Source organism: Pseudomonas sp. H3_E04 (assembly GCF_054668915.1).
Window position 1 is genome coordinate 230,254 of the sequence record NZ_CP162797.1, and the last position, 23,683, is coordinate 253,936.

A 23,683-nucleotide genomic window follows, 5' to 3' on the forward strand; every position below is an offset into this window, starting at 1 on the left:
TGTTAAGCCGCTTTCGCGAGCAGGCTCGCTCCCACAGGGTTTTGTGCAGGCTTTATTTGTTGTCGCGAATCGAGAAATTGGCCATGTGTTCCAGGCCCTTGATCAGCGCCGAGTGGTCCCAGTTGCTGCCACCGATGGCCGCGCAGGTGCTGAACACTTGCTGGGCATTGGCGGTGTTCGGCAGGTTGATGTTCAGCTCCTTCGCGCCTTGCAGGGCCAAGTTCAGGTCCTTCTGGTGCAGGCTGATGCGGAAGCCTGGGTCGAAGGTGCCCTTGATCATGCGCTCGCCGTGCACTTCAAGGATCTTCGAAGAAGCGAAACCGCCCATCAGTGCTTCGCGCACCTTGGCTGGATCGGCACCGTTCTTCGAAGCGAACAGCAGGGCTTCGGCCACGGCCTGGATGTTCAGCGCAACGATGATCTGGTTCGCCACTTTGGCGGTCTGGCCGTCGCCATTGCCACCGACCAAAGTGATGTTCTTGCCCATGGCCTGGAACAGCGGCAGGGCGCGTTCGAAGGCGTCGGCGTCGCCGCCGACCATGATGCTCAGGGTCGCGGCCTTGGCGCCGACTTCACCGCCGGACACTGGCGCGTCGAGGTACTGCGCGCCTTTTTCGTTGATTTTCGCAGCGAAGGCTTTGGTCGCGGTCGGCGAAATCGAGCTCATGTCGATGACCACTTTGCCTTTACCGATACCAGCCGCAACGCCGTCGGCGCGGAACAGTACGTCGTCGACCTGCGGGGTGTCCGGAACCATGACGATGATGAATTCGGCTTCCTGCGCTACTTCGCGCGGGTTGGCCAGGGCGACGGCGCCAGCGGCGAGCAGATCGGCCGGCGCGGCGTCGTGGTGTTGCGACAGGAACAGGCTGTGACCGGCTTTCTGCAGGTTCGCCGCCATTGGGTGGCCCATGATGCCGGTGCCGATGAATCCGATTTTAGCCATGAGAAAATCCTCTTTTTTGTCTTTTCCCTGTAGGAGCTGCCGAAGGCTGCGATCTTTTGATCTTGATCCTTAAAAACAAGATCAAAAGATCGCAGCCTTCGGCAGCTCCTACAGGGCCATGTGTTCGTCAGATTGCGTTGTGCGATTTCAACCAGCCCAGGCCCGCTTCGGTGGTGGTCAACGGCTTGTATTCGCAGCCAACCCAACCCTGATAACCGATGCGATCAAGGTGTTCGAACAGGAAGCGGTAGTTGATCTCACCGGTGCCCGGCTCGTTGCGCCCCGGGTTGTCCGCGAGCTGCACATGGTTGATCTCGCCCAGGTGCGATTGCAGGGTGCGGGCCAGATCGCCTTCCATGATTTGCATGTGATAGATGTCGAATTGCAGGAACAGGTTGGCGCTGCCGACCTGTTCGCGAATCGACAGGGCCTGCGCCGTGTTGTTCAGGTAGAAACCTGGAATGTCGCGGGTGTTGATCGCTTCCATCACCAGTTTGATACCCGCCGCTTGCAGCTTGTCGGCGGCGTATTTGAGGTTGGCGACAAAGGTCTTTTCCACCGTGGCATCGTCAACGCCTTGCGGGCGGATACCGGCCAGGCAGTTGATCTGGGTGTTGCCCAGCACTTGTGCGTAGGCGATCGCCAGATCGACCCCGGCGCGGAACTCTTCGACCCGGTCCGGCAGGCAGGCGATACCGCGTTCGCCCTTGGCCCAGTCACCGGCCGGCAGGTTGAACAGCACTTGGGTCAGCCCGTTGGCCTCGAGTTTTGCCTTGATTTCAGCCGAGCTGAAGTCGTACGGGAACAGGTATTCCACGCCACTGAAACCGGCCTTGGCGGCGGCGTCGAAACGGGCAAGGAAATCCTGTTCGGTGAACAGCATGGACAGGTTGGCTGCGAAACGCGGCATGGTGGTCTCCCGTAAATCTTGTGAGGTCCCCTGTGGGCGAGCCTGCTCGCGAAAGCGATCTGTCAGCCGACATCCTTGTCGGATATGAAGCAGTCTTCGCGAGCAGGCTCGCTCCCACAGGGAGAGCAGTCAGCAGTTAATCGAGCAACGAAATCGCCGTCGGCGCGTCATTGCCGACCAGTGCCAGGTCTTCGAATTCGTTGACCGCGTTGATCTCGGTACCCATGGAGATGTTGGTCACACGCTCCAGAATGATCTCGACGATCACCGGCACCTTGAACTCTTCGATCATCTGTTCGGCCTTGCGCAGGGCGGGGGCGATTTCCGACGGTTCGAACACACGTAGTGCCTTGCAGCCGAGGCCTTCGGCGACTGCGATGTGGTCAACCCCGTAACCGTTGAGTTCCGGTGCGTTGAGGTTATCGAAGGACAGCTGCACGCAGTAGTCCATTTCGAACCCGCGCTGGGCCTGACGGATCAGGCCCAGGTACGAGTTGTTCACCACGACGTGGATGTACGGCAGTTTGAACTGAGCGCCGACCGCCAGTTCTTCGATCATGAACTGGAAATCATAGTCCCCCGACAGGGCCACGACTTTGCGGTTCGGATCGGCCTTCACCACGCCCAGCGCCGCCGGAATGGTCCAGCCCAACGGGCCGGCCTGGCCGCAGTTGATCCAGTGACGCGGCTTGTAGACGTGCAGGAACTGCGCGCCGGCAATCTGCGACAGACCAATGGTGCTGACGTAGCAGGTGTCCTTGCCGAACACCTGATTCATTTCTTCGTAAACGCGCTGTGGTTTGACCGGCACGTTGTCGAAGTGGGTCTTGCGATGCAGGCTGGCCTTGCGCTGCTGGCAATCCTGCAGCCAGGCGCTGCGATTCTTCAGCTTGCCGGCGGCTTGCCATTCACGCGCCACTTCGATGAACACGGTCAACGCGGCAGCGGCGTCGGAAACGATGCCCAGATCCGGCGTGAACACGCGGCCGATCTGCGTGCCTTCGATGTCGACGTGAATGAACTTGCGCCCTTCGGTGTACACGTCAACCGAACCAGTGTGGCGGTTGGCCCAACGGTTACCGATGCCCAGCACCACGTCGGATTTGAGCATCGTCGCGTTGCCGTAGCGGTGCGACGTCTGCAGACCGACCATGCCGACCATCAGCGGGTGATCGTCAGGGATGGTGCCCCAGCCCATCAGGGTCGGGATGACCGGGATGCCGGTCAGCTCGGCGAACTCGACCAGCAGGTCGCTGGCGTCGGCATTGATGATGCCGCCACCGGCTACCAGCAATGGACGCTCGGCCTGGTCCAGCAGAGCCAGAGCCTTCTCGACCTGCACGCGAGTCGCGGTCGGTTTGGCCAGTGGCAGCGGTTGGTAAGCATCGATGTCGAATTCGATCTCGGCCATCTGCACGTCGAACGGCAGATCGATCAGTACTGGGCCTGGACGCCCGGAGCGCATTTCATAAAAGGCTTTCTGGAACGCGTAAGGCACCTGGCCCGGTTCGAGAACGGTGGTTGCCCACTTGGTGACTGGCTTGACGATGCTGGTGATGTCGACAGCCTGGAAATCTTCCTTGTGCATCCGGGCGCGGGGTGCCTGGCCGGTAATGCAGAGGATTGGAATCGAGTCGGCCGAGGCGCTGTAGAGCCCGGTGACCATGTCGGTGCCGGCCGGGCCGGACGTGCCGATGCACACGCCGATGTTGCCGGCCTTGGTGCGGGTGTAGCCCTCGGCCATGTGCGAGGCGCCTTCAACGTGGCGAGCAAGGACGTGATCGATGCCACCGACCTTCTGCAAGGCGGAGTACAGCGGGTTGATCGCTGCGCCCGGGATGCCAAAAGCGGTATCAACCCCTTCACGGCGCATCACCAGAACGGCGGCTTCGATTGCTCTCATTTTGCTCATGGTTTTGTGCCTCTTTACGTTTTGTAATTGTATACAAGTGGCTTTGCGCAGAGTGTATTCACGGCGGACGGCGCAGGTCAATCCATTTTCTCAAGCGCCTGTTTCATTCGTCGGAAGCCCTTTGTGCTGTGGCTTTTCGTCGCATGTGGCGCTTTTCGAGAATTATTGTATACAAAAAAATAACTCATTGTGTTCTATTTGTGTCATCGGACTGCGGCACAAACGCGCAGTCCCACGACTTTCCCTATAACAAAATGAGGACGGCACCATGAGCGCTTTAACCTTGAAAGTCGCAGTCAACCTGGTCAGCGAAGCCATCAACGCAGGACGTGGCATCAACGCCGCGCCGCTGACCATCGCGGTGCTCGACACCGGCGGCCACCTGATCGCCCTGCAACGCGAAGACGGCGCTAGCCTGCTGCGCCCGGACATCGCCATCGGCAAAGCCTGGGGCGCCATCGCCCTGGGCAAAGGCTCACGCCTGCTCGCCCAGGACGCCCAGCAACGCCCGGCCTTTTTTTCTTCGTTGAACAGCATGGGGCAGGGCAGCGTAGTGCCGGCACCGGGTGGCGTGCTGATTCGCAATCAGGCGGGTGAAGTGCTCGGCGCGATCGGGATCAGCGGGGACTTGTCGGATGTGGATGAGCAGGTCGCGATAATAGCGGTGGAGGCGCTGGATTTGCGGGCGGATGGCGGGGTGGCTGTTTGAATGTCAGTGTCTGAATAGGCGCTTTCGCGAGCAGGCTCGCTCCCACACTGGATCTGGGTTGGACACAAAATGTCTGAACCCCAAAAATCCCCTGTGGGAGCGAGCCTGCTCGCGAATACGATCCTCGCTACATATCTTGCTAAAAACTTGGCACTCCCTTCGCCATCTCCACGGCTAGCCTTCTTATGATCAACATATGAAAAGGCAACGGAATGCCGGGTTTATCTGCTTCACATCGCTTGTGCATCGGACGCTATTCAGAACACAACCGCATTTACCTTCTGACCGCCAATACTGCCGGGAGAGAACCCGTATTCAGCGATTTCTTCCTTGGCAGATTGCTCGTAAGTCAATTCCGGGCAACTGAGGAAACGGGACTGGCCAATTCTCTGGCTTGGGTCGTAATGCCCGATCATTTTCACTGGCTGATTGAATTGAAGAACGGCTCGCTCGGCGAATTGATGCAGCGAACGAAGTCCCTCAGTACAAAAGCGGTAAAGCTTTCGACCGGTCGAAAGTCCAGCCTTTGGCAACCTGGTTTCCATGACCGCGCACTGCGTAAGGAAGAGAATCTGGTGATGATGGCTCGGTATGTCATTGCCAACCCATTACGGGCCGGGTTGGTCGAAAGCCTTGGCGACTATCCGTTGTGGGATTCGATTTGGTTATGAGTCGAGATCTGCGGTGCGGCCATTCGCGAGCAGGCTCGCTCCCACAGTGGATTTGGGTTGGACACAAAATGTCTGAACACTACAACCCCTGTGGGAGCGAGCCTGCTCGCGAAGCGGTTCCCCCGATCTCACTGATCCGGCTCACACCCCTTCAACACCAACCGAATAATCGTCTGCGCCGCCGCTTCATAATCGGCCTCATCAAGCTTGTCTTTCCCGGTCACCGCAGAAATCTGCCAGTCGAAGTCGGCGTAGGTCTGGGTCGCGGCCCAGATGCTGAACATCAGGTGGTTGGGGTCGATCGGGGCGATCTGGCCACGGTCGATCCAGCTCTGGATGCAGGCGATGTTGTGTTTGGCCTGGGCGTTGAGCTGCTCGACCAGGTCGGCGCTCAGGTGCGGGGCGCCGTGCATGATTTCGCTGGCGAACACTTTGGAAGCGTAGGGCAGGTCGCGGGAGATGCGGATCTTCGAGCGGATGTAGCCGCTCAGCACCTCGCTCGGCACGCCGTCCGGGTTGAACGGGGTCGAGGCCTGCAGAATCGGCTCGATGATGCTTTCCAGCACCTCGCGATAGAGGTTTTCCTTGGATTTGAAGTAGTAATAGACGTTGGGCTTGGGCAATCCCGCCTTGGCGGCGATGTCGCTGGTTTTGGTCGCCGCGAAGCCCTTGTCGGCAAACTCTTCGCTGGCGGCGCGCAGGATCAGTTCTTTGTTACGCTCGCGGATTGTGCTCATAAACCCGGTGGTTCCTTGCCTGTTCTGGCGGTGGCGCATGGTAGCACCGGCCTTGAGCGGCGCTCAACAATGCAGCCTGTGGCCGGCGGTCGCGTTATGCTTGGCAACATTCATACACAGAAGGAAACAGGATTCATGGCAGGAAGCAGTTTGCTGGTGCTGATCGATGACATCGCCACCGTTCTGGATGACGTTGCATTGATGACAAAAATGGCCGCGAAGAAGACCGCTGGGGTGCTCGGTGACGATCTTGCGCTCAATGCCCAGCAGGTTTCGGGCGTGCGCGCCGAGCGGGAAATTCCCGTGGTCTGGGCGGTAGCCAAGGGCTCGTTTGTCAACAAACTGATCCTCGTGCCGTCGGCGTTGGCGATCAGCGCTTTCGTGCCCTGGCTGGTGACGCCGTTGCTGATGGTCGGTGGTGCGTACCTGTGCTTCGAGGGTTTCGAGAAGCTCGCGCACAAGTTTCTGCACAGCAAAGAGGAAGACGAAGCCGGCCATGCGCAGCTGACCGAGGCTGTGGCCGACCCGGCTACCGATCTGGTGGCGTACGAGAAGGACAAGATCAAAGGCGCGATTCGCACCGACTTCATTCTCTCGGCGGAAATCATCGCCATCACCCTCGGTACCGTGGCAGATGCCTCGCTGACTCAGCAAGTGGTGGTCATGTCCGGCATCGCCATCGTCATGACCGTGGGCGTTTACGGTTTGGTGGCGGGCATCGTCAAACTCGACGATCTGGGCCTGTGGCTGACGCAGAAACCGGGGCAGATGGCGAAAAACATCGGCGGCGGCATTCTCAGCGCCGCACCGTACATGATGAAAACCCTGTCGGTGGTCGGCACGGCGGCGATGTTCCTGGTCGGCGGCGGCATCCTGACCCACGGCGTGCCGGTGCTGCATCACTGGATCGAAGGCGTCGGCGCAGCGGCGGGCAGTGCCGGCTTTGCCGTGCCGATGTTGCTCAATGGCGTTGCGGGGATTATTGCCGGCGCGGTGGTGTTGGCGGTGGTTTCGGTTGTCGGCAAGCTGTGGAAAGCGCTGAAGGGTTAATCAGCAACACATAACAAATGTGGGAGCGAGCCTGCTCGCGAATGCGGTAGTTCAGTCAATATCGATGTTGACTGAAACTCCGCGTTCGCGAGCAGGCTCGCTCCCACAGTGTTTTGCGGCAGCCGATTTACTCGGCAATCTGCAACTTGCGCGCTTCGGTGTACACGTAACGCACTTTCTCGTACTCGAATGGCGAGTTCATCTGACCGTAGCGGAAGCTGGTCTGGTAACGCTTGTCGATCGCACGCAAGGCCCACACTTCCGGGTGGTTGGAGCTGACTTCGGCGACATTGAGGAAGTTGATCGCAGTGTCGGCGGTGTAATCCACGGCCAGACCTGCGGTGTCGCGAATGTTCGACGGACCGAAGATCGGCAGTACGAAGTAGGCACCGCCCGGTACGCCGTAGAAGCCCAGGGTCTGACCGAAGTCTTCGTTCTGCCGTGGCAAGCCCATGGCGGTGGCCGGGTCCCACAGGCCGGCGATGCCGATCGTGGTGTTGAGCAACAGGCGCGCGGTGGTTTCCATCGAGCGCTGGCCCTTGAACTGCAACAGGCTGTTGACCAGGTTCGGCACGTCGCCAATATTGTTGAAGAAGTTGCTCACCCCGGTACGCACAAAGCTTGGCGTGATGTAGCGGTAACCGTCGACTACCGGCAGGAACACCCACTGGTCGAAGCGATAGTTGAAGTGATAGACCCGGCGGTTCCACGATTCCAGCGGGTCATAGACGTTCAGCGCGTTGAGCGTCGAACGTTCGAACTCGCGCTGGTCCAGGCCCGGGTTGAACTTGAGTTTGGTCAGCGGTTCCTTGAAGCCGTCGCTGTCGACCACCACCGGTGCGTCGGCTTTACTGTTGTCGGCCTGGGCCACGCCTGCACAGAGGAACGCTGCAATCAGCAGGAGATATTTAGCCACGGAAGAACTCCAGCATGGCGTCGCTGTTGACGCGATAGTTAAGGTTGCCGCAGTGGCCGCCCAGTGGATAAACGGTCAGGCGATCACCGAAGGTTTTACGCAGGAAGCCCAGGTCGCCAGGGCCGAGGATGACGTCGTCGGCGTTGTGCATGACGGCGATTTTCGGGCTGTCGTGCAGGTAATCCTTGAGCGCATACAGGCTGACCTGATCGATCAGTTGCAGCAGGCTGCCGCCGTCGGTGCGCGCGCGCCACATCGGAATAACCTGCTCGGTGATGTAGCAGTCGAAGTCGCATTGCAGCGCACGCTTGAGGAACGGCGTGAGGCTGGTGCCTTCGGTGATCGGGAATTTCGGCGGGGTGATCAGGCCGCGACGATTGACCAGGTCCGAGGTATAGGCAATGTCGGCCGCCGAAAAGCGGAACGACGTGCCGATGAGCATGGCCATCTGCTCGTTGGTCAGATGCTGCTTGGACTGCTGGAAGTCATACAGCAGCGCATCGTTGAGGTCGATGTAGCCTTTTTGCTGGAAGTAGCGGGTCAGCTTGGTCAGTACCAGTTCGTAGAACGTGGTGCTGTTGTTGATGCCCTTGACCTCGGTCTGTACCAGCTTGTCGAGGTTGGTCACCGAGGTATAGAGGTTGACCGGCGGGTTCAGCAGCAGGACTTTCTTGAAGTTGAAGCTGCGGCGGGTCTCGTCCAGATGCGCGACGAACGCAGCATCGAGGGCGCCGAGGCTGTAACCGGTCAGGTAGTACTCGGTGACCGGCAGTTTCGGGTTTTGCGCCCGCACGGCCTGCATCACCCGGTACATGTCTTCGGCATCTTCCTTGGTCACGCCCGGAGTGGCGAAACGCGAGGCGGCGCTGATGAAGTCGAAGCTGGTCGGCGACGACAACTGCACGACGTGATAGCCGGCCTTGTAATACAGCTTTTTCAGGTATTCGTTGAGCGTGCTGTCAAAGCGCGCACCGGTGCCGGCGATCAGGAAGATCAGCGGCGCCGGTTTGTCCTGCGTGGCGATGCGGTAAGTGAGCTTCTTCACTGCCCAGAAATTGTCCGGCAGCTGGAATTCACGCTCCGGGCGCAGGGTGAGGCTGCGGTCCGTTTGATTGATGTCGTCGTCCAGCGGCAACTCCGGACGCAGGTCCGGTGGTGTCGTGGCGATCGTCGCCTCGAACGGGTTGGTCAGCGGGTAGCCATAGCTGGCGGCGTCGATATCCACCGCCAGCGCGGACGCACTCAAGATAAGGCCGCTGAACAGCGCGGCGAAGCGCAAGGAACGGAGCATGACTAGATCCCTTAGAGGAAGGTGCCGATTGAAGTTCGCAGGCTATGACCACCGGCCGTGCGCCAAAGTGCCATGCTGCGGCACCAAACAGGCGGAATTCGGGGTAATAGTAGCTGGACGATACACGTTGCGAGGGCTTGCTGAACAGTTAACAGTTGTTAGTGCTTGCGAATGCCGGTCGGCAGATTAAGCTGGCCGCCGATTTCCGTAGATTGGAGTGCTCCATGTCCCGCCGCTTGCCCGTGATTGTGCTGCTCGTTTTGTTGCCGCTGTGGCTGGCCGCCAGTTATGCCGCGCGCTATGGCTTCATGGAAGATGGGCAATGGGTGGGCATCTGCGTTGACGAGGCCAGTCGTTGGCAATGCGTGGTGCGTTCGAATCTGGGGCTGATGATTCATTTCAAGGTGTTGGGCTGGGCGGCGGTGGGCGCGGCAGTATTGGCGTTTGTCGTGCCTGGACGGGCAGGGTGGTGGCTGGCCGTGCTGGCGCTGGTGTTCGGTCTACCGGCGCTGGCGTTGTACAACACGACCCTGGCAGTGTTTGCGGTGGTGATTGCCGGATTGCGCCTGGTCAGATCTTCACGCAGCGCGTGACAGAAGAGATCGCAGCCTTCGGCAGCTCCTACAGTGGCATGCCGTACACCTGTAGGAGCTGCCGAAGGCTGCGATCTTTTGATCTTGCTCTTGCTCTTGCTCAGCCTCTACGAACCCGCAGGCAGCGCCACAGCGCCATCACCATCAGTCCACTGACCAGCGCCCAACCCCACGCCTGCTGATTCAGCATCCCTTCCTGATACAACTGCGGTGCAATCCCGGCACCGATGATAAAGGTCAGCAGAGCAATCTCCCGACGCGGCACGCTCACTGGGCGGCACAGGTAGACCAGCGCCGGCAGGACGAACGCCGTGCTGGCGAAACTGCGATAACGCGGATCGAAGACCATCTCCAGCATCATCACCGCAGCGGCAAAACCGGCCGCCGCGACCAGCCAGCCGGCGCGCCGCTCGAGGAAGTCGAATGCGCCTGCCCGCCAACCGTTACGCGCGCTCAACATCAACGTCGCATGCGCGAGGACCAACAGATTCAACCCGGTCAGCAAGCCGACCCACAGCCATTCACCGGCAAACCGTGTGGTCAATCGAGCCAGATCGCCCCAGGCGCCAATCGAGCACGCCGCGACAGCGCCCAGCAGTGGCAGGACAAGCGCCGAACGTGTGCTGCGCACGCGTCCACCAAGCATCAGCGTGCCAAGGAAAATCAATCCGCCGACCGCCAGCCACTCTTTCCAGTACGGCACATTGCTCACCGGCCCGGCGAGCACGCCCTTGTCCTGTCGATCGGCATCGAACAGCCCCCAATAGCCGCCAACGGCGCCTTCACTGCCGCGCTTCCACGGTTGATCGAAGGCCTCGATCAGGTTGTAACGCCAGCCTTCCTGCTCGGCCATCGCCACGAATCCACGAATGAATTTCGCCTCGTTTACCCGGCTCGGCACGGCGGTTTCGCGCTGGCGGCCTTCGCTCGGCCAGCCGGTTTCGCCGATCATCACGTCCTTGGGCGCAAATTTGTGGCCGAACACCTGACGCACATCCGCCACATGCCGCAGCGCCACGTCGATGTTCGACGGATCGTCTTCCCAGTACGGCAGCAAGTGGATGGTCAGAAAATCCACAGCCGGCGCGACTTCCGGGTGCTTGAGCCAGAATTCCCAGACGTCGGCGTAAGTCACCGGTTGCTTGACCTGGCTTTTGACCTTGTTGATCAGCCGGGCCAATTGCGCGCCGGTGACCTCTTTGCGCAGCAGTGCCTCGTTGCCGACGATTACGGCTGAAACCACGTCGGGGTTGGCGTTGGCCGATTTGATCAGCAACTCGACTTCCTGCTCGGTGTCGACCGGGTTGCTATTGACCCAGGCGCCGATCATCAACTTCAGACCGTGTTTGCGCGCAAGATCGGGCAGGGCGTCGAGGCCGGTCATTGAGTAGGTGCGGATGCATTCAAAGCGCGTCGCCAGCAACGCGAGGTCGGCGTCCATGCGCTCGGGACGCAATTTGAACGGTATGTCGAACGGCGATTGGTCTTTGTCGAACGGTGTGTAGGAGGCGCATTGCAACTTGTGCGTCGGCGTCGCGGCGTCCGGCAGGATCACCGGTTGGCCGAGGCCATACCAGAAACCGCCAAGGGCCAGGAGCCCGAGCAGGCAGGCGAACAGATAAGGCAGAAAAGGAAATCGGTACGTCGCGGACATGGTCAGGCCGAGTGGCTGCAAAGCGACGCATGTTACCTGCATTTATAGAAGGGCAGGTGGCTCGCAGGCGTTGTACATGCAAAGTTCGGGCGGATTGTCTGGCGTCAATTAATCTCGCTTGATTAATGGCTTTCTGATGTCGTTTCTCGCTGCCTTGAGGTCGCTGACAGAGCAGGTCGACTGCCGCTTGAGGTTGATGATCAAACCATCAGTACCCTTTTTGAAAAATCGGCTGATGTTCGGTGTGTGAGGTCCGGCGTGATGGGGGCGCTGTGCACCATAACAATACGTTGACGATGCCCGGCATCCGTCGGGCGCAGCATTTCGGGGAAGTAAACGATGAAGATGCGACGACTTTTAGGCGCAGGTGCCGCTCTGGTGCTTGCGATGAGTTCCACTTTCGCCAACGCTGAAAAACAGACCCTGAACATCGGTTACGTTGACGGCTGGTCCGACAGCGTCGCGACCACCCACGTGGCGGCCGAAGTGATCAAGCAGAAACTCGGTTATGACGTGAAGCTGCAAGCCGTCGCCACCGGGATCATGTGGCAGGGCGTGGCCACCGGCAAACTCGACGCCATGCTCTCGGCCTGGCTGCCCGTGACCCACGGTGACTACTGGACGAAAAACAAGGATCAGGTCGTCGATTACGGCCCGAACTTCAAGGATGCAAAAATCGGCCTTATCGTGCCGGAGTACGTCAAAGCCAAATCGATTGAAGACCTGAAAACCGACGACAGCTTCAAAAACCGCATCGTCGGTATCGATGCCGGTTCAGGCGTAATGCTCAAGACCGATCAGGCGATCAAGGATTATGGTCTGGACAAGTACAGCCTCAAGGCCAGTTCCGGCGCCGGCATGATCGCCGAGCTGACCCGCGCCGAGAAGAAAAACGAATCCATCGCTGTCACCGGTTGGGTGCCGCACTGGATGTTCGCCAAGTGGAAACTGCGCTTCCTCGACGACCCGAAAGGCGTATATGGCCAGGCTGAAACCGTGAACAGCATCGGCAGCAAAGGCCTGGAAGCCAAGGCGCCGGAAGTGGTCAAGTTCCTGAAAAACTTCCAGTGGGCGTCGAAAGACGAAATCGGCGAGGTCATGCTGGCGATTCAGGACGGCGCCAAGCCTGATGCAGCCGCCAAGGACTGGGTGGCCAAACACCCGGATCGTGTTGCTGACTGGACCAAATAATTTAAACGCCGTCACGCACCTGTGGGAGCGAGCCTGCTCGCGAATGCGATCTGTCAGTTGATGCGATATCGACCGATAGGACGCCTTCGCGAGCAGGCTCGCTCCCACAGTTGTTTTTGTGTGTGCTTGAAAATGGCCAGAACATCATGGCCATCTACTACTAAGGTCGTCTGGAACCTCTCTCGCAGCCGCATACATTAGCTACGTTCCAACAATAATTTGTGCTGCGAGGATAAAAACAATGAACGACAGCATTTACCTCTCGATTCAAAACAGTCCCCGATTCAAGGAGCTGGTTCAGAAAAGGGAACGATTCGCCTGGATTCTCTCGGCAATCATGCTTGGGCTGTACTCCGCATTCATCCTGCTGATCGCATACGGGCCGCACGTGCTCGGGGCGAAACTCAGTCCTGAATCCTCGATCACCTGGGGCATCCCGATCGGTGTCGGCCTGATCATTTCAGCCTTCGTCCTGACCGGCATCTACGTGCGCCGCGCCAATGGCGAGTTCGACGACCTGAACAATGCGATTCTCAAGGAGGCTCAGCAATGATCCGGCGTCTACTGGCTCTATTGAGTGTTGCGGCTTTCGCGCCGAGTGTCTGGGCGGCTGACGCGTTGACGGGGGAGGTGGCCAAGCAGCCGCTGAACATCCCGGCGATCCTGATGTTCGTGGCCTTCGTCGGCGCGACGTTGTACATCACCTACTGGGCTTCGAAGAAAAACAACTCGGCCGCCGACTACTATGCGGCGGGCGGCAAGATCACCGGTTTTCAGAACGGTCTGGCGATCGCTGGTGACTATATGTCGGCGGCGTCCTTCCTGGGTATTTCCGCCCTGGTGTTCACCTCCGGCTACGACGGCCTGATCTACTCGATCGGCTTCCTCGTCGGCTGGCCGATCATTCTGTTCCTGATCGCCGAGCGCCTGCGCAACCTGGGTAAATACACCTTTGCCGACGTGGCGTCCTACCGCCTCGGGCAAACCCAGATTCGCACCCTGTCCGCCTGCGGTTCGCTGGTGGTGGTGGCGTTCTACCTGATCGCGCAAATGGTCGGTGCCGGCAAGCTGATCCAGCTGCTGTTCGGCCTCGATTACCACGTTGCGGTGATTCTGGTCGGTGTGCTGATGTGCATGTACGTGCTGTTCGGCGGCATGCTCGCGACCACTTGGGTGCAGATCATCAAGGCTGTGCTGCTGCTGTCCGGTGCCTCGTTCATGGCGCTGATGGTGATGAAGCACGTCGGCTTTGACTTCAACACGCTGTTCTCCGAAGCGATCAAGGTGCACGCCAAGGGTGAAGCGATCATGAGCCCGGGCGGTCTGGTCAAGGATCCGATCTCGGCGTTCTCGCTGGGTCTGGCACTGATGTTCGGTACCGCTGGCCTGCCGCACATTCTGATGCGCTTCTTCACCGTGAGTGACGCCAAGGAAGCGCGCAAGAGCGTGCTGTACGCTACCGGTTTCATTGGTTACTTCTACATTCTGACCTTCATCATCGGCTTCGGCGCGATCCTGCTGGTCAGCACCAACCCGGCGTTCAAAGATGCAGCGGGCGCTTTGCTCGGCGGCAACAACATGGCGGCGGTGCACCTGGCCAACGCGGTCGGCGGCAGCATCTTCCTCGGCTTCATTTCGGCGGTGGCGTTCGCAACCATTCTGGCAGTGGTGGCCGGTCTGACTTTGGCGGGTGCTTCGGCGGTTTCTCACGACCTGTACGCCAGTGTGATCAAGAAGGGCAAGGCCAACGAGAAGGATGAGATTCGCGTGTCGAAGATCACCACCATCGCGCTGGCGGTACTGGCGATTGGTCTGGGTATTCTGTTCGAAAGCCAGAACATTGCGTTCATGGTTGGCCTGGCGTTCTCGATCGCGGCGAGTTGCAACTTCCCGGTACTGCTGCTTTCGATGTACTGGAAGAAGCTGACCACTCGCGGCGCGATGATTGGTGGCTGGCTGGGTCTGGTCAGTGCTGTTGGTCTGATGATCCTCGGCCCGACCATCTGGGTGCAGATTCTGCATCACGAGAAGGCGATCTTCCCTTACGAGTATCCAGCGCTGTTCTCGATGATCATTGCGTTTGTGGGGATCTGGTTCTTCTCGATCACTGACAAGTCGGCGGCTGCGGATAACGAGCGCGCGCTGTTCTTCCCGCAGTTTGTGCGTTCGCAGACTGGGTTGGGGGCGAGTGGGGCGGTTTCGCACTAAGAGATCAGTTGTAAGCTGCAAGAAAACGCCCTGATTGAGAGATTGGGGCGTTTTTTTTGTGGGCGGTTATTGGTTGGTTTGGTGTGTATATCCGTTGCTGCGGTAACGGCGGCTTAGGGTTTCGCCCTTACGGCGACTTACTTTTTTACAAGCCCAAAAAAAGTAAGCAAAAAACGCTAGCTCCTGCGTTCGGCCCTCGCAGGCTCGGGTTCCTTCGCTCCGGGACTGATCCGGGCGTAGCGGCTACGGTTTGCTTCGCTGCACCTCCTTCCGCTGTGTCTGGCTGCGCCAGACGGTCGCTGCGCTCCCACGCCCAGATCAATCCCTCCACTCAGCCTTCCGACGTCGCCGGTGGATCAAGATCAAGAGCACTCGAGCTAACGCTCATTGTGTAGGAGCTGCCGAAGGCTGCGATCTTTTGACTTTGCTTTTGCTTTTGCTTTTCTGTGGGAGCGAGCCTGCTCGCGATGGCGATCTGCGAGGCAACCAATTCCTATCGAGTTCCGCGATCCAACTGTAGGAGCTGCCGAAGGCTGCGATCTTTTGATCTGGCTTTTGCTTTTGTTTTGGCTTTGGCTTTTGATCCGGCTCCTGATCTTTTGCCCCTTCGGCAGGCTTCGTTACGCGCCCGGATCGGTCCCGTAACGAAGGTACCCCGAGCCCCAGCGAGCGGGCCGCACGCCGGGGCAAAGCCTTTTGCTTACTTTTCGCTGGGCCGGCATTCCGGCGTCTGGAAAAGTGAGTCGCTGTAAGAGCGAAACCTTAAGAAGCCGTTACCGCAGCAACGGATATGCCCCCAGAATCCAAGGACCAGTCGGCCCGAAGGCCGCTGAGACCACAAACAAAAACGGCCTCTATATAAGAGGCCGTTCCTGACACACCACTAACCCATCACAGAAAAGAAAAAACCTTATTTGCGATCTTCCAGCTTGGTGATGTCACGCGACTCGTAACCGGTGTACAGCTGGCGCGGACGGCCAATCTTGTAAGGGCTCGAGAGCATTTCCTTCCAGTGCGAAATCCAGCCCACAGTACGCGCCAGGGCGAAAATCACCGTGAACATGCTGGTCGGAATGCCGATCGCCTTGAGGATGATCCCCGAGTAGAAGTCGACGTTCGGGTACAGCGAGCGCTCGATGAAGTACGGGTCGGTCAGGGCGATCTCTTCCAGGCGCATGGCCAGTTCGAGTTGCGGATCGTTGTTGATCCCCAGTTCCTTCAACACTTCGTCGCAGGTCTGCTTCATCACAGTCGCGCGAGGGTCGCGGTTCTTGTAGACGCGGTGACCGAAGCCCATCAACTTGAACGGATCGTTCTTGTCCTTGGCCTTGGCGATGAACTTGTCGATGTTCGACACATCGCCAATCTCGTCGAGCATGGTCAGCACGGCTTCGTTCGCACCGCCGTGGGCAGGGCCCCACAGTGCGGCGATACCGGCGGCGATACAGGCGAACGGGTTGGCACCCGAAGAACCGGCCAGACGCACAGTGGAGGTCGAAGCGTTCTGCTCGTGGTCGGCGTGGAGGATGAAGATCCGGTCCATGGCCTTGGCGAGTACCGGGCTGATCGGTTTGATCTCGCACGGGGTGTTGAACATCATGTGCAGGAAGTTTTCCGCGTACGTCAGGTCGTTGCGCGGGTACATCATGGGTTGGCCCATGGAGTACTTGTAGACCATCGCTGCCAGGGTCGGCATCTTCGCAACCAGGCGGATCGCGGAGATTTCGCGATGCTGCGGGTTATTGATGTCCAGGGAGTCGTGGTAGAAGGCCGAGAGGGCGCCAACTACACCGCACATGACGGCCATCGGGTGGGCGTCGCGACGGAAGCCGTTGAAGAAGGTTTTCAGCTGCTCGTGAACCATGGTGTGGTTTTTCACGGTGCTGACGAACTGGGCCTTCTGTTCTGCGGTCGGCAGTTCGCCGTTGAGCAGCAGGTAGCAGGTTTCCAGGTAGTCCGACTTTTCAGCCAGCTGTTCGATCGGGTAGCCGCGGTGCAACAGAATGCCGTTGTCGCCGTCGATATAGGTGATTTTCGATTCGCACGAAGCGGTCGACATGAAACCCGGGTCGAAAGTGAAGCGGCCCGTGGCCGTCAGGCCCCGAACATCGATTACATCGGGACCAACGGTGCCGGTTAAAATGGGCAGCTCGACGGGGGCTGCGCCCTCGATGATCAACTGCGCTTTTTTGTCAGCCATGTGGCCTCCTATTTATGCTTGAACCATCAGACAGACCCCCCACGCAGGGCCCGCACCACTATAGTGAGATAAATTCGAATGTCAATTTGCCTAAAGTCTTGCTCCAGAAGGCTTTAAGCCGACTTTTTCCTCGAAATTGCCTGCCATTTACGCCTTTTATGCAACTTGTGCAATCCGCTATTGGGGGTAGGTGAACGCGTTGTCATTAGTAGCCTAACTGTCTATACTCGGCCACCGACCGCCAAGGGCTTTTGGGCTTGCTTTCATTGGGGGTCGCATCCCTGGGTGGTGGTTACCTGACCAGTGCACTCCCCAACAACTTTGCCCTGATTGTTAGGGGCTCTTCAGTGTGAAAAAAAAGCCGTGAAAAGCCAACGACCTGTAAACCTAGACCTAAGGACCATCAAACTCCCAGTCACTGCTTACACGTCCATTCTTCACCGTATCTCCGGTGTCATCCTCTTCGTGTGCCTTGCCATCATGCTTTACGCATTGGACAAGTCGCTGAGCTCCGAGGAAGGCTTCGGTCAGGTGAAAGCGTGTCTGACCAGTCCGCTAGCCAAGCTAGTGATTTGGGGCATCCTGTCCGCTCTGCTGTATCACCTGGTAGCCGGTGTGCGCCACTTGATCATGGACATGGGCATCGGTGAGACGCTGGAAGGCGGCAAACTGGGCTCGAAAATCGTTATCGCCGTTTCCGTGGTGGTAATCGTTCTGGCAGGAGTCTGGATATGGTAACTAACGTCACTAACCTGTCGCGTTCGGGCCTCTATGACTGGATGGCACAGCGTGTGTCTGCGGTCGTTCTCGCGGCTTATTTCATCTTTCTGATCGGATACATCGTCGCCAACCCTGGCCTCGAGTATGCCCAGTGGCATGAACTGTTCGCTCACAACGGAATGCGTATCTTCAGCCTGCTGGCCCTTGTTGCTCTGGGCGCTCACGCCTGGGTCGGCATGTGGACCATCGCGACCGACTACCTGACGCCAATGGCGTTCGGCAAGTCCGCAACGGCGATACGTTTCCTTTTCCAGGCAGTATGCGGCGTTGCGATGTTCGCTTACTTCGTCTGGGGTGTGCAGATTCTCTGGGGTATCTGATTCATGGCTAACATTCCAACGATTTCTTTCGACGCCATCATTATTGGTGGTGGCGGTGCCGGCATGCGCGCTGCACTGCAGCTGGCACAGGGCGGCCACAAGACTGCGGTGATCACCAAGGTTTTCCCGACCCGTTCGCACACTGTATCCGCACAGGGCGGCATCACTTGCGCCATCGCTTCCGCCGACCCGAACGATGACTGGCGCTGGCACATGTACGATACCGTCAAGGGTTCCGACTATATCGGTGACCAGGACGCTATCGAATACATGTGTCAGGAAGGCCCGGCTGCCGTGTTCGAGCTGGACCACATGGGTCTGCCGTTCTCGCGTACCGAGCAAGGTCGCATCTACCAGCGTCCGTTCGGTGGCCAGTCCAAGGACTACGGCAAGGGCGGTCAGGCTGCACGTACCTGCGCTGCATCCGACCGTACCGGTCACGCGCTGCTGCACACGCTTTATCAGGGCAACCTGAAAGCCGGCACCACGTTCCTCAACGAGTACTACGCTGTTGATCTGGTGAAAAACCAGGAAGGCGAATTCGTGGGTGTGATCGCGATCTGCATCGAAACCGGTGAAACCTCCTACATCCGTGCCAAGGCCACCGTTCTGGCCACCGGCGGTGCAGGCCGTATCTACGCGTCCACCACCAACGCCCTGATCAACACCGGTGACGGCGTCGGCATGGCTCTGCGTGCTGGCGTGCCGGTACAAGACATCGAAATGTGGCAGTTCCACCCGACCGGCATCGCCGGCGCCGGCGTACTGGTTACCGAAGGTTGCCGTGGTGAAGGTGGTTACCTGATCAACAAGCACGGTGAGCGTTTCATGGAGCGTTATGCTCCGAACGCGAAAGACCTGGCTGGTCGTGACGTGGTTGCCCGTTCGATGGTCAAGGAAATCATCGCTGGCAACGGTTGCGGTCCGAATGGCGACCACGTGATGCTCAAACTCGACCACTTGGGCGAGGAAGTGCTGCACAGTCGTCTGCCAGGCATCTGCGAACTGTCGAAGACTTTCGCTCACGTTGACCCGGTGGTTGCTCCGGTTCCGGTTGTTCCGACCTGCCACTACATGATGGGCGGCGTTGCCACCAACATTCATGGCCAGGCGATCACCCAGAACGCTGAAGGTCAGGACCAGATCATCCCTGGCCTGTTCGCGGTAGGCGAAGTGGCTTGCGTATCGGTCCACGGTGCCAACCGTCTGGGCGGCAACTCGCTGCTCGACCTGGTGGTATTCGGTCGCGCTGCCGGCCTGCACCTGGAAAAGGCGTTGACCGATGGCATCGAATACGACGACGCTACCGAGTCCGACATCGAAGCTGCACTGTCGCGTCTGAACGCGCTGAACAACCGTACCGACGGTGAAGACGTTGCCACCCTGCGTCGCGAGCTGCAAAGCTGCATGCAGAACTACTTCGGTGTATTCCGTACCGGCGAATACATGCAGAAGGGCATCGCTCAGCTGGCCGATCTGCGCAAGCGTATCGCCAACGTGAAGATCAACGACAAGTCGCAGGCGTTCAACACTGCACGTATCGAAGCGCTGGAACTGCAGAACCTGCTGGAAGTGGCTGAAGCTACCGCCATCGCGGCCGAAGTACGTAAAGAGTCCCGCGGCGCTCACGCCCGTGAAGACTTCGAAGACCGTGATGACGAAAACTGGCTGTGCCACACCCTGTACTTCCCGGGTGACAAGCGCGTCACCAAGCGTGCCGTGAACTTCTCGCCGAAGACTGTTCCGACTTTCGAACCAAAAGTCCGGACTTATTAAGGGTGACCGCCATGTTGCAAGTCAGTGTTTATCGCTACAACCCTGATCAGGACGCTGCGCCGTTCATGCAGGATTTCCAGGTCGATACCGGTGGTAAAGACCTGATGGTGCTGGACGTGCTGGCCCTCATCAAAGAGCAGGACGAGGGTTTCTCCTATCGTCGCTCCTGCCGTGAAGGCGTCTGCGGCTCCGACGGCATGAACATCAACGGCAAGAACGGTCTGGCCTGCATCACGCCGCTGTCTGCCGTTGTAAAAGGCAACAAGCTGATCGTTCGTCCGCTGCCAGGTTTGCCGGTTATCCGTGACCTGGTCGTCGATATGAGCATCTTCTACAAGCAATACGAGAAGGTGAAGCCTTACCTGCAGAACGACACGCCGGCTCCGGCCATCGAGCGTCTGCAGTCGCCAGAAGAGCGCGAAAAGCTCGACGGTCTGTACGAGTGCATCCTGTGCGCCTGCTGCTCGACCTCTTGCCCGTCCTTCTGGTGGAACCCGGACAAGTTCCTGGGTCCTGCTGCACTGCTGCAAGCCTACCGCTTCCTGGCAGACAGCCGTGACACCAAGACCAGCGAACGTCTGGCTTCACTTGACGACCCGTTCAGCGTTTTCCGCTGCCGGGGCATCATGAACTGCGTCAACGTATGTCCGAAAGGCCTGAACCCGACTAAGGCCATCGGTCACATCCGTAACATGCTGCTTTCGAGCGGCGTGTGATTCAGCTGCTGTAACCGTTGCACCGTAGAGGCTGTGGCGCGGGCTTCAACCCGCGTCATGGCTATAACCAGAGCAGTAGCCATAAGCTGCAGCTCTTCTTTTGAAGAAATGAGACAAGCAGGGGCATCCGGGCTGGTACCCGGACTATCAGTGTGATCCTAGGTGGCTTGTTTTAGTCGCTGCATTCGGACTTCTGCAAGTTTGCTCGGTGTCGACACCGATGGTGTTCCCCTAACCGAGGGTGACCAAGCATGCAAGAAAGCGTGATGCAGCGCATGTGGAACAGCGCCTACCTTTCAGGTGGAAACGCTGCCTATGTGGAAGAGCTTTATGAGCTCTACCTGCACGACCCTAACGCTGTGCCAGAAGAGTGGCGCACCTACTTTCAGAAGTTGCCAGCCGACGGCAACTCTGCCACTGATGTTTCGCACTCGACGATTCGCGATCATTTCGTGCTGCTGGCAAAGAACCAGCGCCGCGCTCAACCGGTTTCCGCCGGCAGCGTGAGCAGTGAGCACGAGAAGAAGCAAGTTGAAGTGCTGCGATTGATCCAGGCCTACCGTATGCGTGGCCACCAGGCAGCCCAGCTTGACCCGCTGGGGCTGTGGCAGCGTCCTGCACCTGCAGACCTGTCGATCAATCATTACGGCTTGACCAATGCCGATCTTGATACGACCTTCCGTGCCGGCGACCTGTTCATCGGCAAAGAGGAAGCGAGCCTACGCGAAATTCACGAAGCGTTGCAGCAGACATATTGCCGCACCATCGGCGCTGAATTCACGCACATCACCGATTCCGAGCAGCGCCAGTGGTTCCAGCAGCGTCTGGAAAGCGTGCGTGGTCGTCCGACGTACTCCGCCGACATCAAGAGCCACCTGCTTGAGCGCGTGACTGCCGGTGAAGGCCTGGAAAAATACCTCGGTACCAAATACCCGGGCACCAAGCGTTTCGGTCTGGAAGGCGGCGAAAGCCTGATTCCGATGCTCGACGAACTGATCCAGCGTTCCGGCTCGTACGGCACCAAGGAAGTCGTCATCGGCATGGCCCACCGTGGCCGTCTGAACGTACTGGTCAACACCTTCGGCAAGAACCCGCGCGAGCTGTTCGACGAATTCGAAGGCAAGAAGAAGGTCGAGCTCGGTTCCGGTGACGTCAAATATCACCAGGGCTTCTCGTCCAACGTGATGACCACCGGCGGTGAAGTTCACCTGGCCATGGCGTTCAACCCGTCCCACCTGGAAATCGTTTCCCCGGTGGTCGAAGGTTCGGTGCGCGCCCGTCAGGACCGTCGCAACGACCTGACCGGCGAGAAAGTTCTGCCGATTTCCATCCACGGCGACGCGGCATTTGCCGGTCAGGGCGTGGTCATGGAAACCTTCCAGATGTCGCAGACCCGCGGTTTCAAGACCGGCGGTACCGTGCACATCGTGATCAACAACCAGGTTGGTTTCACCATCAGCAACCCGCTGGACTCGCGTTCCACCGAGTACGCCACCGACGTTGCCAAGATGATCCAGGCGCCGATCCTCCATGTGAATGGTGATGATCCGGAAGCCGTGCTGTTCGTGACCCAGCTGGCCATTGACTACCGCATGCAGTTCAAGCGTGACGTGGTGATCGATCTGGTCTGCTACCGTCGTCGCGGCCACAACGAGGCCGACGAGCCAAGCGGCACCCAGCCTCTGATGTATCAGCAGATCACCAAGCAGCGCACCACCCGTGAGCTGTACGCTGAACGTCTGACCCAGGCCGGTGTGCTCGATGCTGAACGTGTTCAGGCCAAGGTCGACGAATACCGCAACGCGCTGGACAACGGTCTGCACGTGGTGAAATCGCTGGTCAAAGAGCCGAACAAAGAGCTGTTCGTCGACTGGCGCCCGTATCTGGGCCATGCCTGGACTGCGCGTCACGACACGCGTTTCGATCTCAAGACCCTGCAAGAGCTGTCCGCCAAGCTGCTGGAAATTCCGGAAGGCTTCGTGGTTCAGCGTCAGGTCGCGAAGATCTACGAAGACCGTCAGAAGATGCAAGCCGGCGGCCTGCCGATCAACTGGGGTTACGCTGAAACCATGGCGTACGCGACCCTGGCGTTCGAAGGTCACCCGATCCGCATGACCGGTCAGGACATCGGCCGCGGTACGTTCTCGCACCGTCACGCTGTGCTGCACAACCAGAAAGACGCGGGCACCTACATTCCGCTGCAGAACCTGTACGACGGTCAGCCACGCTTCGACCTGTACGACTCGTTCCTCTCGGAAGAAGCGGTACTGGCATTCGAATACGGTTACTCGACCACTACGCCAAACGCGCTGGTGATCTGGGAAGCCCAGTTCGGCGACTTCGCCAACGGTGCACAGGTCGTGATCGACCAGTTCATCACCAGCGGCGAGCACAAGTGGGGCCGTCTGTGCGGTCTGACCATGCTGCTGCCACATGGTTACGAAGGTCAGGGCCCTGAGCACAGCTCGGCACGTCTTGAGCGTTACCTGCAGCTGTGCGCCGAGCACAACATTCAGGTGTGCATGCCGACCACGCCGGCACAGATCTACCACTTGCTGCGTCGTCAGGTGATTCGTCCGCTGCGCAAGCCGCTGGTCGTGCTGACGCCGAAGTCGCTGCTGCGCCACAAGCTGGCCATCTCGACGCTGGAAGATCTGGCCGAAGGTTCGTTCCAGACCGTGATCCCGGAAATCGACGCACTGGACCCGAAAAAGGTCGAGCGCGTGGTTCTGTGCAGCGGCAAGGTCTACTACGACCTGCTGGAAAAACGCCGTGCCGAAGGCCGCGAAGATATCGCCATCGTGCGTATCGAGCAGCTGTATCCGTTCCCTGAGGACGACTTGAAAGAAGTCCTGGCTCCGTACACCAACGTCAAACACGCCGTTTGGTGTCAGGAAGAGCCGATGAACCAGGGTGCCTGGTACTGCAGCCAGCATCACTTGCGTCGCAGCATCGCCAACCTCGACAAGACTCTCGTACTTGAGTACGCGGGCCGTGAGGCTTCGGCTGCGCCAGCTTGTGGTTACGCATCGATGCACGCCGAGCAGCAGGAAAAACTGCTGCAAGATGCTTTCACTGTTTAACGCCTTCGCGCTGACTGAAA

Annotated in this window: 20 protein-coding genes; 12 read left to right on the plus strand and 8 right to left on the minus strand. The window is 58.9% G+C overall.

Annotation, left to right across the window (positions count from 1 at the left end; all coding sequences use genetic code 11):
* Positions 1-52: 52 nt before the first annotated feature.
* The 3 genes from AB4N53_RS01075 to gcl form a co-directional block, all read right to left on the minus strand.
* The gene (locus AB4N53_RS01075; protein ID WP_041479609.1) at positions 53-946 is read right to left on the minus strand and encodes a 2-hydroxy-3-oxopropionate reductase; all 894 of its coding nucleotides are present in this window, start codon (positions 944-946) and stop codon (positions 53-55) included.
* Positions 947-1,073: 127 nt separating this feature from the next.
* Positions 1,074-1,856, minus strand: a complete 783-nt coding sequence (gene hyi, locus AB4N53_RS01080; RefSeq protein ID WP_460117539.1) for a hydroxypyruvate isomerase — start codon at positions 1,854-1,856, stop codon at positions 1,074-1,076.
* 136 nt (positions 1,857-1,992) lie between these two features.
* A complete protein-coding gene (gene gcl, locus AB4N53_RS01085) occupies positions 1,993-3,768 on the minus strand; it encodes a glyoxylate carboligase (RefSeq protein ID WP_042607573.1) in 1,776 nt (591 codons plus the stop codon).
* Positions 3,769-4,036: 268 nt separating this feature from the next.
* Here gcl and AB4N53_RS01090 point away from each other — a divergent pair, with 268 nt between their 5' ends.
* Together AB4N53_RS01090 and AB4N53_RS01095 are read left to right on the plus strand one after the other, a co-directional pair.
* The gene (locus tag AB4N53_RS01090; protein WP_460117541.1) at positions 4,037-4,477 is read left to right on the plus strand and encodes a GlcG/HbpS family heme-binding protein; all 441 of its coding nucleotides are present in this window, start codon (positions 4,037-4,039) and stop codon (positions 4,475-4,477) included.
* Between the two features lie 212 nt (positions 4,478-4,689).
* A complete protein-coding gene (locus AB4N53_RS01095; RefSeq protein ID WP_460117543.1) occupies positions 4,690-5,148 on the plus strand; it encodes an REP-associated tyrosine transposase in 459 nt (152 codons plus the stop codon).
* A 128-nt stretch (positions 5,149-5,276) separates the two neighbouring features.
* Here the strand turns inward: AB4N53_RS01095 and AB4N53_RS01100 are convergent, their stop codons facing one another.
* On the minus strand, positions 5,277-5,885 hold the full coding sequence (locus AB4N53_RS01100; RefSeq protein WP_051600396.1) for a TetR/AcrR family transcriptional regulator: 609 nt from the start codon (positions 5,883-5,885) through the stop codon (positions 5,277-5,279).
* Positions 5,886-6,020: 135 nt separating this feature from the next.
* Between AB4N53_RS01100 and AB4N53_RS01105 the strand changes: the two genes are divergently transcribed.
* Positions 6,021-6,935 (plus strand): DUF808 domain-containing protein, encoded by a 915-nt coding sequence (locus AB4N53_RS01105; RefSeq protein WP_460117545.1) that lies wholly within the window; start codon positions 6,021-6,023, stop codon positions 6,933-6,935.
* 127 nt (positions 6,936-7,062) lie between these two features.
* Here AB4N53_RS01105 and AB4N53_RS01110 read toward each other — a convergent pair whose 3' ends face one another.
* Together AB4N53_RS01110 and AB4N53_RS01115 are read right to left on the minus strand one after the other, a co-directional pair.
* Positions 7,063-7,851 carry an MlaA family lipoprotein gene (locus AB4N53_RS01110; RefSeq protein ID WP_024012144.1) on the minus strand — a complete coding sequence of 263 codons (789 nt, stop codon included), beginning with the start codon at positions 7,849-7,851 and terminating at the stop codon, positions 7,063-7,065.
* On the minus strand, positions 7,844-9,142 hold the full coding sequence (locus AB4N53_RS01115) for a serine protein kinase PrkA (RefSeq protein WP_024012145.1): 1,299 nt from the start codon (positions 9,140-9,142) through the stop codon (positions 7,844-7,846). Before AB4N53_RS01115 ends, AB4N53_RS01110 begins: the two co-directional genes overlap by 8 nt.
* 224 nt (positions 9,143-9,366) lie before the next feature.
* Here AB4N53_RS01115 and AB4N53_RS01120 point away from each other — a divergent pair, with 224 nt between their 5' ends.
* On the plus strand, positions 9,367-9,735 hold the full coding sequence (locus tag AB4N53_RS01120; protein ID WP_460117548.1) for a hypothetical protein: 369 nt from the start codon (positions 9,367-9,369) through the stop codon (positions 9,733-9,735).
* Between the two features lie 100 nt (positions 9,736-9,835).
* On the opposite strand, the gene AB4N53_RS01125 is transcribed toward AB4N53_RS01120, so the two are convergent.
* On the minus strand, positions 9,836-11,431 hold the full coding sequence (locus tag AB4N53_RS01125) for a glycoside hydrolase family 17 protein (RefSeq protein ID WP_460117550.1): 1,596 nt from the start codon (positions 11,429-11,431) through the stop codon (positions 9,836-9,838).
* A gap of 297 nt (positions 11,432-11,728) precedes the next feature.
* Here AB4N53_RS01125 and AB4N53_RS01130 point away from each other — a divergent pair, with 297 nt between their 5' ends.
* The 3 genes from AB4N53_RS01130 (at position 11,729) to AB4N53_RS01140 (ending at position 14,788) form a co-directional block, all read left to right on the plus strand.
* Positions 11,729-12,580, plus strand: a complete 852-nt coding sequence (locus AB4N53_RS01130; RefSeq protein WP_460117552.1) for a glycine betaine ABC transporter substrate-binding protein — start codon at positions 11,729-11,731, stop codon at positions 12,578-12,580.
* Between the two features lie 241 nt (positions 12,581-12,821).
* Positions 12,822-13,133 carry a DUF485 domain-containing protein gene (locus AB4N53_RS01135; protein ID WP_016771016.1) on the plus strand — a complete coding sequence of 104 codons (312 nt, stop codon included), beginning with the start codon at positions 12,822-12,824 and terminating at the stop codon, positions 13,131-13,133.
* Positions 13,130-14,788, plus strand: a complete 1,659-nt coding sequence (locus AB4N53_RS01140; protein ID WP_007919906.1) for a cation acetate symporter — start codon at positions 13,130-13,132, stop codon at positions 14,786-14,788. Before AB4N53_RS01135 ends, AB4N53_RS01140 begins: the two co-directional genes overlap by 4 nt.
* A 910-nt stretch (positions 14,789-15,698) precedes the next feature.
* Here the strand turns inward: AB4N53_RS01140 and gltA are convergent.
* Positions 15,699-16,988: a citrate synthase gene (gene gltA, locus AB4N53_RS01145; protein WP_003222994.1), complete on the minus strand. Its 1,290-nt coding sequence runs from the start codon at positions 16,986-16,988 to the stop codon at positions 15,699-15,701.
* Positions 16,989-17,351: 363 nt separating this feature from the next.
* On the opposite strand from gltA, the gene sdhC reads away from it, so the two are divergent.
* From sdhC to AB4N53_RS01170, 5 genes are all read left to right on the plus strand, one after another.
* Positions 17,352-17,726, plus strand: coding sequence for a succinate dehydrogenase, cytochrome b556 subunit (sdhC, locus tag AB4N53_RS01150; protein ID WP_016773673.1), 375 nt, complete (start codon positions 17,352-17,354; stop codon positions 17,724-17,726).
* On the plus strand, positions 17,720-18,088 hold the full coding sequence (gene sdhD, locus AB4N53_RS01155) for a succinate dehydrogenase, hydrophobic membrane anchor protein (RefSeq protein ID WP_008049683.1): 369 nt from the start codon (positions 17,720-17,722) through the stop codon (positions 18,086-18,088). Before sdhC ends, sdhD begins: the two co-directional genes overlap by 7 nt.
* A 3-nt stretch (positions 18,089-18,091) precedes the next feature.
* Positions 18,092-19,864: a succinate dehydrogenase flavoprotein subunit gene (sdhA, locus tag AB4N53_RS01160; RefSeq protein ID WP_024012149.1), complete on the plus strand. Its 1,773-nt coding sequence runs from the start codon at positions 18,092-18,094 to the stop codon at positions 19,862-19,864.
* An 11-nt stretch (positions 19,865-19,875) separates the two neighbouring features.
* Complete coding sequence (locus tag AB4N53_RS01165; RefSeq protein WP_016773675.1) at positions 19,876-20,580, plus strand: succinate dehydrogenase iron-sulfur subunit; 705 nt, start codon at positions 19,876-19,878, stop codon at positions 20,578-20,580.
* A gap of 251 nt (positions 20,581-20,831) precedes the next feature.
* Positions 20,832-23,663: a 2-oxoglutarate dehydrogenase E1 component gene (locus tag AB4N53_RS01170; RefSeq protein WP_042607586.1), complete on the plus strand. Its 2,832-nt coding sequence runs from the start codon at positions 20,832-20,834 to the stop codon at positions 23,661-23,663.
* Positions 23,664-23,683: the final 20 nt, after the last annotated feature.

Bases quoted from the DNA above. Each gene is read 5' to 3' on its own strand.
- gcl (WP_042607573.1), bottom strand. From the start codon at position 3,768: ATGAGCAAAATGAGAGCAATCGAAGCCGCCGTTCTGGTGATGCGCCGT.
- AB4N53_RS01090 (WP_460117541.1), top strand. From the start codon at position 4,037: ATGAGCGCTTTAACCTTGAAAGTCGCAGTCAACCTGGTCAGCGAAGCC.
- AB4N53_RS01125 (WP_460117550.1), bottom strand. From the start codon at position 11,431: ATGCAGGTAACATGCGTCGCTTTGCAGCCACTCGGCCTGACCATGTCC.
- AB4N53_RS01170 (WP_042607586.1), top strand. From the start codon at position 20,832: ATGCAAGAAAGCGTGATGCAGCGCATGTGGAACAGCGCCTACCTTTCA.
- AB4N53_RS01135 (WP_016771016.1), top strand. From the start codon at position 12,822: ATGAACGACAGCATTTACCTCTCGATTCAAAACAGTCCCCGATTCAAG.
- AB4N53_RS01095 (WP_460117543.1), top strand. From the start codon at position 4,690: ATGCCGGGTTTATCTGCTTCACATCGCTTGTGCATCGGACGCTATTCA.
- AB4N53_RS01100 (WP_051600396.1), bottom strand. From the start codon at position 5,885: ATGAGCACAATCCGCGAGCGTAACAAAGAACTGATCCTGCGCGCCGCC.
- sdhA (WP_024012149.1), top strand. From the start codon at position 18,092: ATGGCTAACATTCCAACGATTTCTTTCGACGCCATCATTATTGGTGGT.
- AB4N53_RS01115 (WP_024012145.1), bottom strand. From the start codon at position 9,142: ATGCTCCGTTCCTTGCGCTTCGCCGCGCTGTTCAGCGGCCTTATCTTG.
- sdhD (WP_008049683.1), top strand. From the start codon at position 17,720: ATGGTAACTAACGTCACTAACCTGTCGCGTTCGGGCCTCTATGACTGG.
- AB4N53_RS01105 (WP_460117545.1), top strand. From the start codon at position 6,021: ATGGCAGGAAGCAGTTTGCTGGTGCTGATCGATGACATCGCCACCGTT.
- hyi (WP_460117539.1), bottom strand. From the start codon at position 1,856: ATGCCGCGTTTCGCAGCCAACCTGTCCATGCTGTTCACCGAACAGGAT.
- AB4N53_RS01130 (WP_460117552.1), top strand. From the start codon at position 11,729: ATGAAGATGCGACGACTTTTAGGCGCAGGTGCCGCTCTGGTGCTTGCG.
- AB4N53_RS01165 (WP_016773675.1), top strand. From the start codon at position 19,876: ATGTTGCAAGTCAGTGTTTATCGCTACAACCCTGATCAGGACGCTGCG.
- gltA (WP_003222994.1), bottom strand. From the start codon at position 16,988: ATGGCTGACAAAAAAGCGCAGTTGATCATCGAGGGCGCAGCCCCCGTC.
- AB4N53_RS01120 (WP_460117548.1), top strand. From the start codon at position 9,367: ATGTCCCGCCGCTTGCCCGTGATTGTGCTGCTCGTTTTGTTGCCGCTG.
- AB4N53_RS01140 (WP_007919906.1), top strand. From the start codon at position 13,130: ATGATCCGGCGTCTACTGGCTCTATTGAGTGTTGCGGCTTTCGCGCCG.
- AB4N53_RS01075 (WP_041479609.1), bottom strand. From the start codon at position 946: ATGGCTAAAATCGGATTCATCGGCACCGGCATCATGGGCCACCCAATG.